This is a genomic window from Zooshikella sp. RANM57 (assembly GCF_050749885.1).
Taxonomy (GTDB): Bacteria; Pseudomonadota; Gammaproteobacteria; order Pseudomonadales; family Zooshikellaceae; genus Zooshikella.
Map to the genome: position 1 here is coordinate 273,717 of NZ_JBOIUB010000005.1, position 18,300 is coordinate 292,016.

The following is an 18,300-nucleotide window of genomic DNA, read 5'->3' on the forward strand; positions in this document are numbered from 1 at the left end:
ATGCATATCCAAAGGTCAGATATTATTATGGTTGTAACACCAGCTCCCACTGCTTACGCAAACGCTTTGCCGATATGGGTACACTGGTTTTGAGTGACTGGGCAAATAGAGAGACACGATATTCCTCTAAAAGCCAGCGATAAAGCTGAAGATGAGAACACTCAAGAGATGCTCCCTGCAATGCTGAAGCACGTTGCTGGTAGGTTTCCCAAAGTTGAGTTAACTCTTCTGTATAAGCGTTATCTCGAGAAATTTGCCCTCCCAGCTTATCAAGTCGTTGCAATATGGCATCAAAATAACGCGGGTAATGCTTCAACCAACATAAAGGAACGTCTCGTAAACATCCACGATATATCAGCTGCTGCAGCTGAAACTTTATATCGGCTAATGAGCGCGCAACAGCCAAGGAAATCCGCCCTTTAAGTTGTTTGTTAATGGCGTGATAACGCGAAAAAATCTCCACCAATAACGATGTTATTTCACTCACTAATGGGGCCAAATGACCTCTTAGCTTTTCAATAAATATCTGGAAATCAGCTTCATTACGCGAAGGATTCAATGGTTCCTCAAGTAAAATAGTATTGGCTGCCAACCAAATTATATCGTCTTCTAATAAAGACTTGGGATACACATTCACCCCCCATAATGCAACTTGCTTTAATTGTGGCATTTGAGTTCGTAGGAACTTCAATTGTTGCGTTGGCAGTGTTAACAACGCCAATCGTGTTACACCACGGTGATGCTCAGCATTGGCTTTTTCCTCAGTCGCAAATACTTTAATCGCTACACTATTATTTTCATCGACTAACGCTGGGTATCCTCGAATCACTAAACCCTGCTGCTGTTGCGTAATTTCCTCTGGTAAATAATCAAAATTCCATTGTGTTATCCCATCACGTTCCAAACCATGATCGGACAGTTGTTTCAATGACGCTTCTGCTTGATCAGCAAATTGTTGAAGCAACACCTGAAAATCACGGCCTTGGCCTAAACAGCTACCATGCTCATCAACAACACGAATGTTAATTTGCAAATGTGCTGGTAATTTAACCTGTTGCCACTCCTCCTCTGATACGCGTATTCCTGTCATTTTTCGTAGCTGATCTCCCAGCTTTTCAGTGAGAGGCGTATCATCAGGCGAAAGAGCTTCCAGTGCAGCATTCACAAAATCCGGTACAGGCACGAAGTTTTTACGAACAGCCTTCGGTAAGCCACGAATTAATGCCGTGCACTTTTCTTCAATTAACCCAGGAACCAACCATTGCAACCGATTACGTGGCAACTGCGGTAAAGCAGCGACAGGCACTTGTAATGTCACTCCGTCATCATCAGCTGTTGGGTCAAAGTGATAACTAAGGGGATAATGCACCCCCTGCCAAACGAACTGATCAGGATATTGCTCAGCGGTAATATGCTCAGCCTGATGACGCATTAAATACGCTTGAGTAAGCAGTAAATAATCTGAGTCTGTTTTCTCCTGCGTTTTTCGCCACCGCTCAAAACTTCTAGCATCAGCAATGTTGTCAGGAATACGCTCATCATAAAACTGATACAGCACTTCTTCGTCCACTAAAATATCCCGTCGTCGGGCTTTAGCTTCTAAATTTTCAACCGCATCAATTTGCAACTGGTTATATTCAAAAAAATCACCCTGCGTAGAAAAGTTGCCCTCAACCAAAGCACCACGAATAAAAAGCTGTCTAGCCACTACAGGATCAATTTTTCGATAGTCTATTTTGCGGCGAGGTACCACAATTAAGCCATAGAGGGTGACCTGCTCAAATGCAACCACTTGCCCTCGACGCTTTTCCCAGTGCGGTTCAAAATAGTGACGTTTTAATAAATGCTGTGCTGCTTTTTCAACCCACTCAGGCTCAATTTTCGCCAGTATTCGTCCATAAAGCTTGGAGGTTTCAACCAACTCTGCTGACATCACCCACTTCGGTTGTCGCTTAAATAAAGCTGATCCCGGAAACAAATAAAACTTTTTATTACGAGCCCCCTGATATTCGCCCTGCTCTAATTTAGTACCAATATTACCCAATAACCCAGGTACCAAAGCTTGGTGAACCGCTGTATATTCTGCCGGTTCCTGATTTACCGTTAAGCCTAACTGCCGACACGCTAACATCAATTGATGATGTAAATCCCGCCACTCCCGCATACGTAAATACGACAAAAAGTGCTGTTTACAATATTTACGTAACTGGTTTTGGCTGAGTTCTTGACGCTGAGTTTCATAAGCATCCCATAACTGAACAAAGCTTAAAAAGTCAGAATCATCGTGTTTAAACTGGGCATGCTGCTGGTCAGCCGCTTGTTGCTTTTCTGTAGGCCGCTCTCGGGGATCTTGAATACTCAACGCACTGGCGATAATCAATACTTCACGCAATGCCTGCTGTTCTGCCCCAGCAACCAGCATTCGTCCCATCCTCGGATCAACAGGCAGTTGTGCTAATTGTCGCCCTAACGGCGTCAGCCGCTGCTGATGATCAATTGCCAGTAATTCCTGCAGCAGCTTAAGTCCATCATTAATTAAGCGACTATCTGGAGGATCAACAAAAGGAAATTCGGTAATATCCCCAAGCCGCATTTGTAGCATTTTTAAAATAACGGAGGCGAGATTAGTTCGTTGAATTTCTGGTTCCGTAAATTCAGGACGCCCTAAAAAATCCTCCTCACTGTACAACCGGAAACATACACCCTCTGCCACCCGGCCACACCGACCTTTTCGCTGATTAGCACTTGCCTGGGAAACCGCTTCAATGGGGAGTCGTTGTACTTTGGAGCGATAACTGTAACGACTGACACGAGCCATACCAGGATCAATAACATAGCGAATGCCTGGCACAGTGATTGAGGTTTCTGCCACATTGGTGGCTAGCACTACCCTTCTACCGCGATGAGGTTGGAAAACACGTTGTTGCTCTGCAGCCGTTAAACGAGCATAAAGTGGCAGTACTTCAGTGTCACGAAAAGCGGCTTGACGGAGCGCCTTTGCAGTATCACGTATTTCACGCTCACCGCTTAGAAATACCAGCACATCCCCCAGCCGGGTATGCCCCTGACGCTCCAACTGTTCTATTTCTCTTAACGCACTGATAATACCTTGCAACTGTTTTTCATCAGTATCACGTTTCCCATCACTGCTTTCCTCTTCATTATCTAATAACGCCCTATAATGCACGGTAACGGGATAAGCACGGCCTGATACTTCAATAATGGGGGCTTGATTAAAATGCTGAGAAAATCGTTCCACATCAATGGTTGCAGATGTAATTATTAGCTTTAATTCAGGCCGCTTTGGTAATAACCACTTAAGGTAGCCTAATAAAAAATCAATATTTAAACTACGTTCGTGAGCTTCATCAATAATCAGCGTGTCGTATTGATTAAGAAAACGATCCTGCTGTATTTCTGCTAATAAAATACCATCTGTCATCAACTTAATATGGGTTTGCTCACTGACCTGATCGGTAAAGCGTACCTGATAACCGACCGCTTCACCGACTTGCGTCTGAAGTTCTTCTGCTATGCGTGATGCAACTGAACGTGCCGCCAAACGTCGGGGCTGTGTATGGCCAATCATGCCCCAAACACCCTGCCCAGCCTCAAGACAAATTTTAGGTAACTGGGTTGTTTTTCCTGACCCGGTTTCTCCTGCAACCACGATGACTTGATGTTGTTTAAAAGCCGCTAATATTTCAGCCCTTTTTTGAGCAATAGGCAGTTGCTCATTAAATGTCAGTTTCGGGCACTTTGCCTGCCTTAATTGAGCCAGTTCTGTTGATGTAGCAATTTGCTCTTGTAGCGCCGCTAATGCTGCATGAGGGATTTTTTTTCCGCGATAAGTCTTACTTAAATGATTTAGTCGTTTTTTAAAGCGAAAGCGATCTTTCAACATCGCTTGTGTAATTTGTTCTTTAAGCACTGCAAATGTAATCACTGCCAGTTACTGCCTTAGCTATCAACTGTATTTACTTTTTTCATATCGTTTATTCCTTCACCACTATTTGAAAGAGGAAGGGCATAGATAAATACATCTTTTGTTATAACTTTTTCACGCTGTTTTAAATCCTTACTAGGGCCTGTGCTATCCAAACCAAACTGTATTTCTAAATAAAAACGTCGTAATTAAAGAATAGAATGATTAATGGGCGCAGAGAATAAACTATTTACGGTGTATTTTCACGTTCAATGAAAATCTTATTGTACTCACTGCACACCACTTTTAAGGAAGGAATCATCAAATAAGAGTAGAATGAAAGCGCTGACTGTAATAGCCAGCCCTTATCTCATTATTTTAGCTTGCAGAAGTACGCTAACTTGCTTTTTTCAGCTTACCTAACTCTTCATCTCGTAGTTGTCTGCGTAAAATTTTTCCAACATTGGTCGTCGGTAATTCTTCACGAAACTCAATAAGACGAGGAATTTTATAGCCAGTCACATGTTCCCGAAAAAATTGAACAATATCTTCTTTCCGTAATTGCGGGTTTTTAGATACCACAAACGCTTTAATCGCTTCACCTGTTTTTTCACTGGGTACGCCTATCACAGCGCATTGCATCACATCAGGATGCTTCGCCAATACATCTTCTAATTCATTGGGATACACATTAAATCCGGAAACAACAATCATATCTTTTTTGCGATCAACGATTTTTAAATAGCCTTCCGTTGTAAATGTTGCTATATCACCGGTTTTTAGCCAGCCATCCTCCGTCAGTGATTCCATGGTTGCTTCTGGACGCTGCCAGTAACCTTTCATGACTTGTGGGCCTCGAACCCATAACTCACCCGCATCTCCAGGCTGATACACTTCACCACTGTCGCCCATCAGTTTAATCTCTGTACTGGGTACAGGCACTCCAATGGTCCCAATCTTTGGCCGCTGTATTGGGTTTACGCAGACAATCGGTGATGTTTCGGTCATGCCATAGCCTTCACAAATGGTACAACCTGTAATACTTTGCCAACGCTCGGCTGTATCCAGCTGTAGCGCCATCCCGCCAGAAAGCGTTAAACGCAAATTGCTAAAATCTAACTGCCGAAATCGCTCATTATTCATTAACCCAACAAATAATGTATTTAATCCCACAAACACTGAAAACCGAATTGAAGACAGCTCTTTTACAAAACGAGGTAAATCTCTGGGATTGGTAATCAATACATTATGCTGCCCAGTAAACATACCCACCATGCAATGAAAGGTAAAAGCATAAATATGATAAAGCGGCAGTGGTGCAATAATCGTTTCCTGAGCCATGGCTAAGTCTTTACCCATCATCGATTTGGCCTGCAGCATATTGGCAATGATATTTCGATGGGTAAGCATCGCCCCTTTAGCAACGCCTGTTGTTCCTCCGGTGTACTGAATTACTGCCACATCATCAGCTTGAAGCGCGACTGGACGGAAAGTGTAACGAGAGCCATTAGACAGCGCTCGTCGAAATGCAACAGCTTCAGGTAAATGGTAAGAAGGCACTAGTTTTTTAACATGCTTAACAACGGTATTGATTACTGTTCGTTTAACAAGCGGTAGCATGTCACCAATTTGGGTCACAATAACATGCTTAATGGCGGTTTTGGGAACAACTTTTTCCGCTAAACTTGCCATATTAGCTAACACGACCAACGCTTTAGCCCCAGAGTCTTTAAATTGATGTTCCATTTCCCGTTCGGTATATAAGGGATTAGTGTTCACCACAATAAGCCCTGCACGTAATGCCCCAAAAACAGCAATAGGAAACTGAATTAAATTAGGCATTTGAATGGCTATACGGTCACCTGATTGTAAGTCCGTTTCATGCTGTATAAAAGCTGCAAATTGACCACTAAGTTGATACAGCTCGCCGTAAGTTATCGTACACCCGTAATTAGTAAATGCTGGTTTATCCGCAAACTGGCGACAACATGTATCCATTACTTCAATAATTGACTGATATTTGTCTACAGCAATAGTACGTGCCACACCTGCCGGGTAAAACTCGGCCCAATTGGGTTGGTTCATGCTGTGTAAACTCCTAAGTGCGCTATACCCATCATTGTGGGTATTTTTCAGCTCTGACTGTTTTGATTATGTTTTTTTTATGCTTAGAACAAGGGGAAGCATTGATAGCAAACGTCGTAACAACATCCGAGTTTAATTCCAACCAGAGTTAATAACTCCTGGGTTAGTTTATGTTATTTTTATGTCCCTTCGATAAAGGTACATACAACTGAGTTATCGACTAAAACATCTGAATAAGTAAACGATTGACAACACGCTCATTACGCCTGCTAATGTTAACCCTTTTCATTTTTATTATGCTTGGTGCATAGTATTTTCTCGCTATGATAAAGTAAACCCTTCGCCAGCCAGCATCTGCGCGTCAAAAAGACAACATTTGCGGCCTGTTTATTAAAATGACTATGTTTCATATGGATTAACCGTATCCTAGTCACATAGCACAATATGCACCATTTATTTCACTACAGTAGCAGCTGGTAATACTATTCAGGTCATATGACATAAGCTGTCTGACAAGAAAGCTATGCAGATATACCATGACAAGTAATAAATACAAATATCACAAGGACTACAGATTATTTATGGAAACCCGCTTTGCGTCCCAAGCGCAATCAGATCAAACTCTGTTACATGGTTATCAATGGCAACCCGTTAAAGCCTCGACTCAACTCCTAATTGTTCACGGTATGACTGAACATTCGCAACGCTATCAACCCTTTGCACAGTTTCTTAATCAACAAGGTATCGGTGTAACCAGCTGGGATCTACGTGCGCATGGGCAAACAGGCAAAGCTACGCAAAGTTTAGGACAGGCAGAAACAAATCAGTGGTCGCTGATGTTGAGAGATATCCAGCAGTTCATTGCAGAAGTCAGTGCGAAGTATCCAGAACAACCCCTGTTTTTGATGGGACATAGTATGGGTTCCTTCCTCTGTTTACATTTTTTGCAAACCTATCATCCACCGCTGGCAGGCTGCATTCTTTCTGGCTCTAATTACCAGTCACCATGGCTCTACCAAATAGCCAAAGCATTTGCAGCACTGGAGTGTAAACGCCAAGGGCAAAATGCCTGTAGTGCATTTTTAGATTTTCTATTTTTTGGCCGGTTTAACCGCCACTTTAAACCTAATCGTACTGAATTTGACTGGCTTTCTCGCGATACCCGACAGGTTGATCTTTATTGTCAAGATCCTCTCTGTGGCTTTAAAGTCAGTAACCAGTTTTGGTATAACATGCTGTCAGCCTTAACAAAGCTGAGCACCCATGAGGGCTTTAACAACCTACCAACATCATTACCTGTCTATATTTTGGGTGGCGACCACGATCCCTTGAGTTTGCCTAATGGGTTGCATAAGTTGAAGCGTCAGCTAAGATTTGCAGGTGTTCATGACGTAACCGCTGCTATCTACCCGGGTGGCCGTCATGAAATGCTTAATGAAATCAATCAGCAAGAAGTCTGGCAAGCACTTTACCAATGGTTGGCTCAGCATACGCAACCCCTTGCCAATGTCGCTTGATTTTTAAATACAAATAATGCTTTTCAGCTCACTATTAATTTTGACGAAAAAACATGACAACGCTTCATAGTATTCCGTTCAATGACCTCACCATCGGTCAACACGCTACTTACACAAAAACCCTGACAGAACAAGATATAGTACTTTTTGCCCATACTTCAGGTGATATAAACCCCGTCCATTTGGACAAAGACTACGCAGAAACAACGCCCTTTAAACAATGTATTGCTCATGGCATGTGGTCAGCAGGGCTAATATCCGCCGCCTTAGCGACGAAACTACCAGGCCCAGGTAGTATTTATCTTGGTCAAAGCTTACGCTTTGTCCGCCCAGTCTTTGTGGGTGATACCCTAACCGTTACGCTCACCGTTAAAGAAAAACATGAACGTAAACGGCGGGTAGTAATAGGCTGTAGCGTCACAAACCAGGCAGGCAAAGAAGTTGTGTCTGGAGAAGCAGAAGTAATGGCACCAGAAACAGCCGCTACCCACTCCGCACCTCATCTGCCCGATGTGACTTTAACAACATCTAAGTAGACCTCTAGCGTCGTAAATATTTCATTGCCCCCTCTAACCCTTGCAAGGTTAGAGGGTACATTTGTTCCTTCACTAATTGTTGAACCATAATGTTTGAAGGCACATATGACCAATTAGCTTCTGGATATGGATTTAGCCAAACAACCCTTGAGTAAGTTTGCATAATGCGCTGCATCCATACTGCGCCTGGTTCTTCATTCAAATGCTCAACACTCCCACCAGGATAACTAATTTCATAAGGTGACATCGTCGCATCGCCCACAAAAATCACCTTATAGTCTTCACCATAACGATGCAAAATATCCCAGGTTGGAATACGCTCACTTTGCCGTCGTAAGTTATCCTGCCAAACAAACTCATAAATAAAATTATGAAAATAAAAAAATGCTAAATGTTTAAACTCACTACGAGCTGCAGTAAACAGCTCTTCACACACATGCACATGGGCATCCATCGTGCCCCCAATATCCATAAAGAGCAAAACCTTAACCGCATTGTGTCGCTCGGGTTTCATACGAACATCCAATAAGCCCGCATTTTTAGCCGTAGCGCTAATCGTATCGTCCAGGTCTAACTGTTCTGAAGCCCCAGTACGAGCAAACCGACGCAAATGTCGTAGGGCTAATTTGACATTGCGCGTACCAATTTCTACATCCCCATCTAAATTACGAAACTGGCGCTGATCCCATACTTTTACCGCACGCTGTTGACGTGACTCATGCTGGCCAATTCTGATACCTTCAGGGTTGTAACCATAAGCCCCAAATGGCGATGTTCCCCCTGTACCTATCCAACGGTTACCACCCTGATGTCGTGATTGCTGTTCTTGTAAACGTTTTTTAAATGTTTCAAGTAATTTATCCAATCCACCTAATGCGTCTATTTGCTGTTTTTCCTCAGGTGTCAGCTGTCGTATAAATTCGTTACGTAACCAATCTTCTGGAATGAGCGTTGCCAGAACATCATCCAACGCAGCAATGCCTGAAAAAAATTGACTAAATGCTTGATCATAACGATCAAAAAAACGCTCATCTTTAATTAAACATGTCCGTGCCAAATAATAAAAATCATCGATATTCGCAAATACAAGCTGCGTTTCCAGCGCTGTAAGTAAATCCAATAACTCTCGAATTGAAACGGGAATTTGTGCTGACTTTAATGTTAAAAAAAAGCGAACCAGCATGTTGATCTCCCTGTTATTTACGACGCCGTGCCATAAAGGCTAAACGCTCCAGCAAATGTAAATCCTGCTCATTTTTGACTAAAGCACCATATAAAGGAGGTACCGCTTTTGAAGCGTCTTTTTCTCTCAATACGGATAACGGAACATCATCAGCCAATAATAATTTAATCCAATCGATTAATTCAGAGGTAGAGGGCTTTTTCTTTAACCCAGGCACATTACGAATATCAAAAAATATTTCCAAAGCTTCTTTCACTAATTTAGGCGCAATATCAGGAAAGTGAACCGCAATAATATCACGCATAGTCGCTTCATCTGGAAACTGAATATAGTGGAAAAAACAGCGTCTTAAAAATGCATCAGGTAATTCTTTTTCATTATTACTAGTGATAATAACAATAGGTCGCTGCTGCGCTTTAATCAATTGCTGGGTTTCATAGACATAAAATTCCATACGATCCAGTTCCAACAATAAATCATTTGGAAACTCAATATCCGCTTTATCAATCTCATCAATCAGTAATACTGTTTGTTGCTCATGCGTAAAAGCCTGCCATAATTTACCAGGCACAATATAATTACTAATATCATGCACCTTCTCGTCCCCCAACTGAGAGTCCCTTAACCGGGAAACTGCGTCATATTCATACAAACCTTGTTGAGCTTTAGTTGTTGACTTGATATGCCATTGAAGCAATGGTAATTCCAGATGCTTGGCTACCTGCTCCGCAAGCAATGTTTTGCCTGTGCCAGGTTCTCCTTTAATCAGTAGTGGGCGAGCCAACTTAATGGCGGCATTCACCGCCATTTTTAATTCAGGGCTTGCAATATACTCAGACGTGCTGGTAAAGGGTTGATAGGCATCACGTGATTTATTGACTGTCATTGCTTCCTCCTTTTAGCTAATCCCCTCTGCTGAGGGGTCATCAAACCTGCCTCGCTAAACTATTCAACTCACATAGATACACAGGCTTATGATTCCAACGATACCCATAACGAAGGGTTTTTAGGGGCGGCCGTCAAGAGATGAAGCCTCAGGAGCTTATATTAATAAGTGACTGGGGTGAAGAACGCCGACAACAAACCCTAAAAATGATTCGTAAAGGGTATATGTTACACTGCAACTAACGGGTGATTACAAGCATATTCCGCAAAAATATTTTTCATAGTCCACAATTCCCGATAAGCTTATTACCAATACCGTTTCTATCGTAAACTTTATTTTTTGTACAAATTCTTCCTGGCCTTTAAGGCCTGTAAACCATCAGGCAAGGACATTTCGTGTGAATATTTTTAGTGATAACTCTTTTTCAATTGGAAATACCCCACTCGTACGTTTACATAAACTGTCGCCTAAATACCATATTTATGGAAAAATTGAGGGACGTAATCCTGCCTACTCAGTCAAATGCCGCATTGGAGCCAGCATGATTTGGGCTGCTGAGCAAGAAGGCACGTTAAAGCCTGGTATGGAAATTATTGAACCTACCAGTGGTAACACAGGCATTGCCCTTGCTTTTGTGGCAGCTGCACGAGGCTATCGTCTCACCCTAACAATGCCCGCCAGTATGAGTTTAGAACGCCGTAAAGTGCTTGCAGCTTTAGGTGCAAACCTCATTCTGACCGATCCAGCTAAAGGCATGAAAGGAGCCATTGCCCAAGCAGAAGAAATAGCTGCATCAAACCCCAACCGATACTTTATGCCGCAACAGTTTGAAAACCCTGCAAACCCTGCCATCCATGAGAGTACAACAGGCCCTGAAATTTGGCGTGACACAGACGGCTTAGTTGATATTCTCGTGGCAGGTGTGGGTACAGGTGGGACTATTACCGGTATTTCACGCTATATTAAAGAAACTCAGGGTAAAGTTATCCAAAGTATTGCTGTTGAGCCTGCAGAGTCACCTGTTATCACCCAAACTTTGAATAACCAAGAGCTTGCACCTGCACCACACAAAATCCAAGGGATTGGCGCAGGTTTCGTTCCTAAAAACCTCGACTTAAACATTATTGATCATGTTGTTCAGGTCAATGCCGAGGAGTCCATTCAAATGGCTCACCGATTGATGCGAGAGGAAGGTATTTTAGTAGGTATGTCATGTGGTGCAGCCATGGCAGCCGCACTAAAAGTGGCTAGCTGGGCTGGAAATGAGGACAAACATATCGTTGTAATCTTGCCAGACTCTGCTGAACGCTATCTTTCAACCGCTTTATTTGATGGAGTTTTTACTGAAAAAGAGATGAACCCTTGATGACTAGACATTGATTTCTACTCATTCGTTTACCTTGAATGACCCAACAGACAGCATTTGTCTTATTGTCAGTTGGGTCACCGTAATACTTATCTGTCTAGCAGCAAATCAACCCATGATGAAAAACACACATCTGACCAGTTTGCATTTGGTGCCACTGTTCATTTGCAGTTAAAGGCTCAGTCGCAATGACTGTCACAATATCATCTGGCGTGGTTTCATGCTTAAAATCAACTTCAAGCTCAGCATCTTTTAACACGGCTCTATTAAAAGGTGCTTTTCGTGTAATCCAAAACAGCTTTGTACTACAAAAGCAGTACAAATATTTCGAGTCACTCATCAGTAAGTTAAAAACACCAAACTCTTTAATCGCATTACACAGCTCATTTAACTCTCGCCAGAGCGTTTGAGGTCTACGTGGTTGCTTGGTAAAACGTCGGCGTATTTCACTGAGTATCCAGCAAAATGCAAACTCACTGTCAGTGGTACCAATAGGGTGATAAAAGCCTAACTCCAATGCTTTCTTGATACCTGGCAACTGGCCATTATGCGCAAATGTCCATTGTCGCCCCCACAATTCACGTGTAAATGGGTGTGTATTTTCTAAACAGACACGTCCTGCGTTCGCACGACGAATATGACTAATGACAATATGACTTTTTATTGGATAGCCTTGTACTAACCGGGCTATTTCAGACCCTATACTAGGTCTGGTATCACGAAATTCTCGAACGGCACGCCCTTCATAAAAAGCAATGCCCCAGCCATCTTTATGTGGACCTGTACCTCCACCTCGCTGCATTAAGCCTGTAAAACTAAAGCAAATATCCGTTGGCACATTCGCGCTCATCCCGAGGAGCTCGCACATATTCCTAACCTTACTCCTAAAAACTATTAGTCCTCATATACTCCTCGTCACATTGTGGCGTAACTTCAGAAATGAAACTATGATGTTTTACTAATAAATACCACCTTTTCCTTGAAACGTGCACTACATGCCGTATTTTGAGTAAAACGACGTAAAAATACTAAGCCTCAGGTTTTTGATCTGATGCATTGTCGTTTTCATCCTCCCCCTCTGCTTGAGCTTGCCCATTTTTCTTAGTGCTCTCTTTATTTACACCATCATCATCTGGATTATCCTCAAGCTTATCGAGCGGCATATCTAAGTCAATGTCATCCTCCTCAAGGTCAATATCAACGACTTCATCAACACCCTCTTCTTTTGGCTCTGTTGATTTATCTTTAGGACTTGCTTCTGTAAAAAACCACCTATAAGCCCAATATAACCCACCAGCCAGTAATATATTTCCAATAATCAAACTGCCATACAACAGCCAACTACTATCATCTTCTTTTTCATCATCCTCAACCTCTTCTGTCGCTTTATCTTCAGGTGTCGGTTTGGGCTTTTTGTCTTCGTCCCCCTCCCCTGACTTATAGTTCTCAGGAAATTTAAAAACCAAAGGTTCCAGTTTTACAGGGATTTCTTTACCATTATTATCTTTTGCATCTACCCCAAAGACCACACGGTATATACCATGTTGTTGCGGTGTAATGGGTAATAACCAACTTTTCTTATCATCTTGCAGAGGAATAACGATATTAGAAGGTTTACCCGCAGGTGGCGCAATCGTTGCCTTAATAACCGTTGCCTCTGTATCCAAAAATAAACTTTGCGGTTTAACTTGAATAACATCAATTTCCTTCTCTTCTTTCACTATTCGTTCATGAGTAACAAGCAGTGGCTCTCTAACAGACAGCGCCTTAGATACTTGACGTAAAAATGTTTTTCCATCCGCTGCAATCGTTAAAGTATATTCCCCCACTGATTTGATTGCTGGCACCGTCAACGTAAATGCACCCTGGTCATGAGACATTTTAGCCGTATAAAAAACCTCTTCAGCAATTGGCTTTTCTTCTTGCGCGATAGTTAATGTTAACTTCATTATTTGAAATAACTCTTCATTCACCAGTCGCTTTTTATTTTGCTCAAACCAAATACGTGCTACAGCTTGCTGTCCTTTAAATAAATTACTAGGCACACCTGAAAACTTCATTTGCAAGTTACTAACAATCGTTACGCGATTATTCGGATCAGACTCGGCCTGGAGCCGCCATTCACCTTCGTAAGGCTGATTTACGGTAATCAAGTCATAATGGGGGGTATTGTACCAACGTAAATCCGAAGCCCGACTCCCTTGTTTGTATATTTTACCATCAGGTGAAGATAACTGAACCACTTCATCTGTCTTTTTTTTAAATACTAACAACGTAAATTCTTCAACCTGAGAATCAATAAGAAAGTTGTTTGCTTGTAGGGGTACTTTAGGCGCTTGATCTGCTTGCTCCAGTGCTTTTAAAAACAACTTACTGAGTTCTTCTGCTGAGTTTGCAGTAGAAGACAATCCATCTGTATTAATCGCCAGTTGTTGTAAAAGTTCATGATCGGCTTTATCGGATAACGCTATAGTATGAATAACATAACCATTATGTTTCAAACGTGGTAGCTGATCATTCAGAATATGTTGGCGAGCTTCAACATTTTTTATAGGGTCTTTTGCTACATCAACCATGCCATCAGTCAGTAAAATAATATGCCGAGCATCATCACTTTGCCGATGACCATCAAATGCTGCCACTTCCAAGGCTTTACCAATATCAGTAAATAACCCTTTCGAACTAATTTGTTTACTATTATTAATTGCTCGTTCACGCCAGTTATTGTCAATTAAGTCGTAAACTGCAAGATTTTTAACTGCTTGATCAAATGTCCATATACCTAATTTACTATCATCAGGTAAGAGTCGTATCAGTAGATTGATCGCAGGCTCTCTTAAATTTTTCGGGTCATTGACTTTCATACTACCTGATGTGTCAATCAATAGCCTGACATCAGGCTCCTTGGTATAACCTGTTTTTGCCCCCCCCAAAAGCACCAATCCAACAACCAAAAGGCACACCCTAAATAGTCTTAGGTGTGCCCTTGTATATTTCATATTAACAATGCGTTTCATTGATTTTATTGTTGTAATAATAAACGGCGTCCTCGCTCAGTGACAAACCAACGCTGACCAACTTTACTGGTAATCTTTCCGGCAAGGCCTCGACTTGCCAGACTATGTAGCGTTCTCTCTAAGGTAACTTCATCAATTTCAGCATCACGGCATAACCCTGCTACCGAGCGGAAGATATACTGACCACTATTAAGCGTTTTAAGCACTTTATTTCCCGTCATATCCAACTCTAATTCTTCAGTAATTGATCCCTCATTATCAATCTGATGTTCTTGTTCTATTTCCAAGTCAAGTAAGGGAACAACTTCCTCCTGCAAACGTCGAAATTCATGCTGAATAGACGACACCTGCTGTTGTGCAAACCGTGCTTCAGCCAATAATCGTTCAGTGTGAGATGTGCTGACAAACCTTGAACAAATTGCAGCAATTAAACAAAAGCCCGTAAAAATTAATAGGCGTGATGGATCATTTTGGCTATCAATTACCAATGTACTGGATAACAAATCCAATACAACAGGAACCAGAAAGGAAGCGCCAATACCGAGAATAATACAACGGAGTAAGTGGGTTAAATCGTAACCTTGTCGCTGATATAAATAATAGTTGACCAAGCCCCCAAATACGCCAGCCATTAACATCACGACTGCCAGCAATAAAATATGACTTTCCATATTACATCCCTATTGTTGTTTAATCTGGTCCATGGGAATTCAGTTAACGGAGTAGCTCACCTTGCTACTTATTAAAAACCAATAACTTACTAAGAAAGAGTAGCGCGTTAATATCCCTTTTGCGCATTAATATCCTATATTAATACCCACCGTAAAGGGTTTAATGACATGTATAATCAATACACCCTACTCATGCTAAATAAAGCATGCCTTTTGATAACACTCAAAAAGTAATTCAAGCGTGTAAATAGTAAGCACAGACACATTGCTTTAACACCCCAGAACTCATGCTAAATGGTTGTCATCCATGGGCTATGCAAACATAACACAGTTACTGACAACTGGCGATGCTTGTGCAAAATCAACATGTTACACAATAAAGAGTAAACAGAAGGGTAAAATCAATTCATCAGACAGGGAGAATGGCACAATCCTGTGTGCCATAGATCTTCTTACATCACAAAGAAGGCAGTAGACCATGTGTTGAACACACGAGCAGTCAAAAGAACCTAATTATAAGGTTGGTGTAATTCGGTCGTCATCATTACTCGCTACTTGTTTTGGCCGCTTTTTAGGGCGAGAATCAGGCGCGACTTTACCTTTAGGTTTCTTTTTGGGACGAACGGCAGGCGCAGGAATGAGTACTAACGCTAAAGCCCAAAGTACTATCATTACCGCCAGTGCCGCAAGTAATACGTGACCGGCTCTCATGATGGCCTCTAAACCAAGCGTTAACCCATCAAAACCGGCAATAAGAAAAGCAGGGCCTAAATAATCTTGTTCAACATTGATATACCAGGGAGTAAACAACAAAACGAGTGCAAATCCTCGCAAGAGCCAGCGTAACCATCGCCAACAAATACGAGTCATGCGATACCAAACCAAAAAACAGCCGGCAGCGCTGGCCAAATATATCATCCAAGCGTAAAAATAATGGGTTGCATCCATAGTGTCAGTATCAACAAGCTAAACAACAAAAGCCCTATACTAGTGTAATCTCAAGATTAAGTCAGCCTTTCTGACGGAACGGAGCCTGTAAGTGCAAACCAGACAACAGATTATTCCTCCTCAAGCCAAGCGTAAAAACTATTACCATACACACCCAACCGACCCTCGCTTTGACCCTTACCACTGGCTAAAGCAAGCGTCATCGCAGGACACTCAGGCATACCTGAATGCCGAAAATGACTATGCTGACCGTCAAATGGCTGATAGCGAAGCACTACAAACGCAGATTTACCAACAAAGCTTAGCTCGTATTATTGAAAACGACCGCTCAGCGACTTATACATGGGGCCCTTATCAATACTTCAGTGAAAGTCGGCAAGGGTTTGAATATGCCTTTTATTATCGACAGCATAAGCAACAGCCACCAGAGTTACTATTGGATGGCAACCAGGTCGCAGCCCCCTACGATTACTGTGAGATTGGCAGTTTAGCGATCAGTCCAGATCATCAGTTTTTGGTATACAGTCTTGATACTACAGGTGATGAACAATATCAGCTCATCATTAAAAGCCTCTTAACCCAAGAAGAAATAGCATTGCCACATACTCATACCTCAGGTGATGTTACTTGGACAATGGATGCGAAAGGTTTTTACTATACAACGCTTAATCATTTACAACGTACTGATAAACTGTTCTATCACTGTCTTGGCAGCAACGTAGTTGATGACCCTCTACTGTTTACTGAGGATGATGAGCAATTTTATGTCTCTGTTTATCGCAGTCAGTCCGATCATCTTATCTTCATAGAAACCAGTAGCCAGGAATCAACTGAAGTCTTTTTTATTCTCGCAGACAGTTTTCATGGTCCTAAGCAGTTCAACCAACAATTATGCTGTATCGCTCCCCGACAGGTAGGCCATGAGTACTATGTTGACCACAATGGTCAACAGCTCATTATTATGACGAATGATCAACACGAAAATTACCGTCTGGTCAGTGCTGAATGTAATCACCCCCAGCCTGCGCATTGGTACTCTCTTATTCCTCATCAGGTTGATACTACGCTAGAAGATTTCTTAGTTTTTCGACACCATATTGCTATTCTTTCCAGAACAAAAGACCTCCTGCAACTTTCTATTTGGCATGATGGAGCGCTCTCACCAGTCAACTTTACAGACCCAGTTGCCCAAATTAACTTCGGTGACAATGTGAGTATTGATGCTCAACACCTGCGTATTCACTACGAAACATTTATCCAACCTGAGCAAATCCTGGATATAGAACTCAATACCCATCACAAAACGTGTATCAAAACCCAACAGGTTAAAGGTGGCTATCATCCCGAGCACTACCGATGTCAACGTCTGTATGTGACGGCTGAAGATGGAGAACAAATACCACTGACACTGATCGGTAAACAGCACACCTGGGACCACCCTGCCCCCACCTTACTTCAGGTCTATGGTGCTTATGGACATAGTCTGGACCCAGAGTTTTCTATATCTCGACTCAACCTGCTTGACCGTGGCATGTTGATCGGCATTGCTCACGTACGTGGTGGTGGTGACTGTGGTGAACACTGGTATCGTCAGGGTAAGCAACAGCACAAAATAAATACCTTTACCGACTTTATGCAATGCGTTGAGTATTTATTTAAAGCACGCTATACCCGTCCAGAACAGTTAATGATTATTGGCCGCAGTGCTGGCGGCATGGCAGTCGGTTATGCCCTGAATCACGCCCCCCAAAAATTTAAAGGTGCCATTATGGATGTGCCTTTTGTTGACTGTTTAAATACGATGCTGGATGAGTCCCTGCCATTGACGATTGCCGAATATGATGAATGGGGTAATCCTGCCTCTCCAGAAGTTTACAAACTTATAAAGTCATATGCTCCCTATGAAAATATTAAGCCTCAAGCCTACCCCACATTATTAGTTCAAGCAGGCTTTCATGACACACGCGTCCATATCTGGGAACCCGCAAAATGGGTTGCTGCATTGCGTTACCATAACACCGGAGACCAATCCATTATTTTTAAAACCAGCTTTGCTGCAGGGCATGGTGGCGCCTCCGGTCGTTACCAGGCGCTTCAGGAAATGGCTTTTGAGCAGGCATTTATTTTAAAAACCTTACAACTGGATAAAAACACGTAAAGTTAGCA

12 protein-coding genes are annotated in these 18,300 nt (G+C 42.2%); 4 read left to right on the top strand and 8 right to left on the bottom strand.

Going from position 1 to position 18,300, the window contains the following annotated elements; all coding sequences use genetic code 11:
- Positions 1-25 precede the first annotated feature (25 nt).
- Together hrpA and ACQ96U_RS12940 are read right to left on the bottom strand one after the other, a co-directional pair.
- The gene (gene hrpA, locus ACQ96U_RS12935) at positions 26-3,946 is read right to left on the bottom strand and encodes an ATP-dependent RNA helicase HrpA (RefSeq protein WP_431721673.1); all 3,921 of its coding nucleotides are present in this window, start codon (positions 3,944-3,946) and stop codon (positions 26-28) included.
- A 375-nt stretch (positions 3,947-4,321) separates the two neighbouring features.
- Positions 4,322-6,010: an AMP-binding protein gene (locus ACQ96U_RS12940; protein WP_431721674.1), complete on the bottom strand. Its 1,689-nt coding sequence runs from the start codon at positions 6,008-6,010 to the stop codon at positions 4,322-4,324.
- 581 nt (positions 6,011-6,591) lie between these two features.
- On the opposite strand from ACQ96U_RS12940, the gene ACQ96U_RS12945 reads away from it, so the two are divergent.
- A complete protein-coding gene (locus ACQ96U_RS12945; RefSeq protein ID WP_431721675.1) occupies positions 6,592-7,527 on the top strand; it encodes a lysophospholipase in 936 nt (311 codons plus the stop codon).
- A 53-nt stretch (positions 7,528-7,580) separates the two neighbouring features.
- The gene (locus ACQ96U_RS12950; protein WP_431721676.1) at positions 7,581-8,063 is read left to right on the top strand and encodes a MaoC family dehydratase; all 483 of its coding nucleotides are present in this window, start codon (positions 7,581-7,583) and stop codon (positions 8,061-8,063) included.
- Between the two features lie 4 nt (positions 8,064-8,067).
- Here the strand turns inward: ACQ96U_RS12950 and ACQ96U_RS12955 are convergent, their stop codons facing one another.
- Together ACQ96U_RS12955 and ACQ96U_RS12960 are read right to left on the bottom strand one after the other, a co-directional pair.
- On the bottom strand, positions 8,068-9,246 hold the full coding sequence (locus ACQ96U_RS12955) for a vWA domain-containing protein (RefSeq protein WP_431721677.1): 1,179 nt from the start codon (positions 9,244-9,246) through the stop codon (positions 8,068-8,070).
- 13 nt (positions 9,247-9,259) lie between these two features.
- On the bottom strand, positions 9,260-10,132 hold the full coding sequence (locus tag ACQ96U_RS12960; protein WP_431721678.1) for an AAA family ATPase: 873 nt from the start codon (positions 10,130-10,132) through the stop codon (positions 9,260-9,262).
- A gap of 397 nt (positions 10,133-10,529) precedes the next feature.
- Here ACQ96U_RS12960 and cysK point away from each other — a divergent pair, with 397 nt between their 5' ends.
- Complete coding sequence (gene cysK, locus ACQ96U_RS12965) at positions 10,530-11,498, top strand: cysteine synthase A (RefSeq protein WP_431721679.1); 969 nt, start codon at positions 10,530-10,532, stop codon at positions 11,496-11,498.
- Positions 11,499-11,595: 97 nt separating this feature from the next.
- On the opposite strand, the gene ACQ96U_RS12970 is transcribed toward cysK, so the two are convergent.
- The 4 genes from ACQ96U_RS12970 to ACQ96U_RS12985 all read right to left on the bottom strand — a co-directional run bounded on the left by ACQ96U_RS12970 (position 11,596) and on the right by ACQ96U_RS12985 (position 16,056).
- The gene (locus ACQ96U_RS12970) at positions 11,596-12,366 is read right to left on the bottom strand and encodes a class II glutamine amidotransferase (RefSeq protein WP_431721680.1); all 771 of its coding nucleotides are present in this window, start codon (positions 12,364-12,366) and stop codon (positions 11,596-11,598) included.
- Between the two features lie 160 nt (positions 12,367-12,526).
- Entirely contained in the window at positions 12,527-14,452 is a 1,926-nt protein-coding gene (locus ACQ96U_RS12975; protein ID WP_431721681.1) for a VWA domain-containing protein, read from the bottom strand.
- A gap of 68 nt (positions 14,453-14,520) precedes the next feature.
- Positions 14,521-15,186 (bottom strand): YEATS-associated helix-containing protein, encoded by a 666-nt coding sequence (locus ACQ96U_RS12980; RefSeq protein WP_431721682.1) that lies wholly within the window; start codon positions 15,184-15,186, stop codon positions 14,521-14,523.
- 513 nt (positions 15,187-15,699) lie between these two features.
- Positions 15,700-16,056, bottom strand: a complete 357-nt coding sequence (locus ACQ96U_RS12985) for a hypothetical protein (protein ID WP_431721683.1) — start codon at positions 16,054-16,056, stop codon at positions 15,700-15,702.
- A gap of 169 nt (positions 16,057-16,225) precedes the next feature.
- Between ACQ96U_RS12985 and ACQ96U_RS12990 the strand changes: the two genes are divergently transcribed.
- Entirely contained in the window at positions 16,226-18,292 is a 2,067-nt protein-coding gene (locus ACQ96U_RS12990) for a S9 family peptidase (protein ID WP_431721684.1), read from the top strand.
- The last annotated feature ends 8 nt before the right edge of the window (positions 18,293-18,300 follow it).

Bases quoted from the DNA above. Each gene is read 5' to 3' on its own strand.
- ACQ96U_RS12940 (WP_431721674.1), bottom strand. From the start codon at position 6,010: ATGAACCAACCCAATTGGGCCGAGTTTTACCCGGCAGGTGTGGCACGT.
- ACQ96U_RS12945 (WP_431721675.1), top strand. From the start codon at position 6,592: ATGGAAACCCGCTTTGCGTCCCAAGCGCAATCAGATCAAACTCTGTTA.
- ACQ96U_RS12950 (WP_431721676.1), top strand. From the start codon at position 7,581: ATGACAACGCTTCATAGTATTCCGTTCAATGACCTCACCATCGGTCAA.
- ACQ96U_RS12955 (WP_431721677.1), bottom strand. From the start codon at position 9,246: ATGCTGGTTCGCTTTTTTTTAACATTAAAGTCAGCACAAATTCCCGTT.
- ACQ96U_RS12960 (WP_431721678.1), bottom strand. From the start codon at position 10,132: ATGACAGTCAATAAATCACGTGATGCCTATCAACCCTTTACCAGCACG.
- ACQ96U_RS12970 (WP_431721680.1), bottom strand. From the start codon at position 12,366: ATGTGCGAGCTCCTCGGGATGAGCGCGAATGTGCCAACGGATATTTGC.
- ACQ96U_RS12980 (WP_431721682.1), bottom strand. From the start codon at position 15,186: ATGGAAAGTCATATTTTATTGCTGGCAGTCGTGATGTTAATGGCTGGC.
- ACQ96U_RS12985 (WP_431721683.1), bottom strand. From the start codon at position 16,056: ATGACTCGTATTTGTTGGCGATGGTTACGCTGGCTCTTGCGAGGATTT.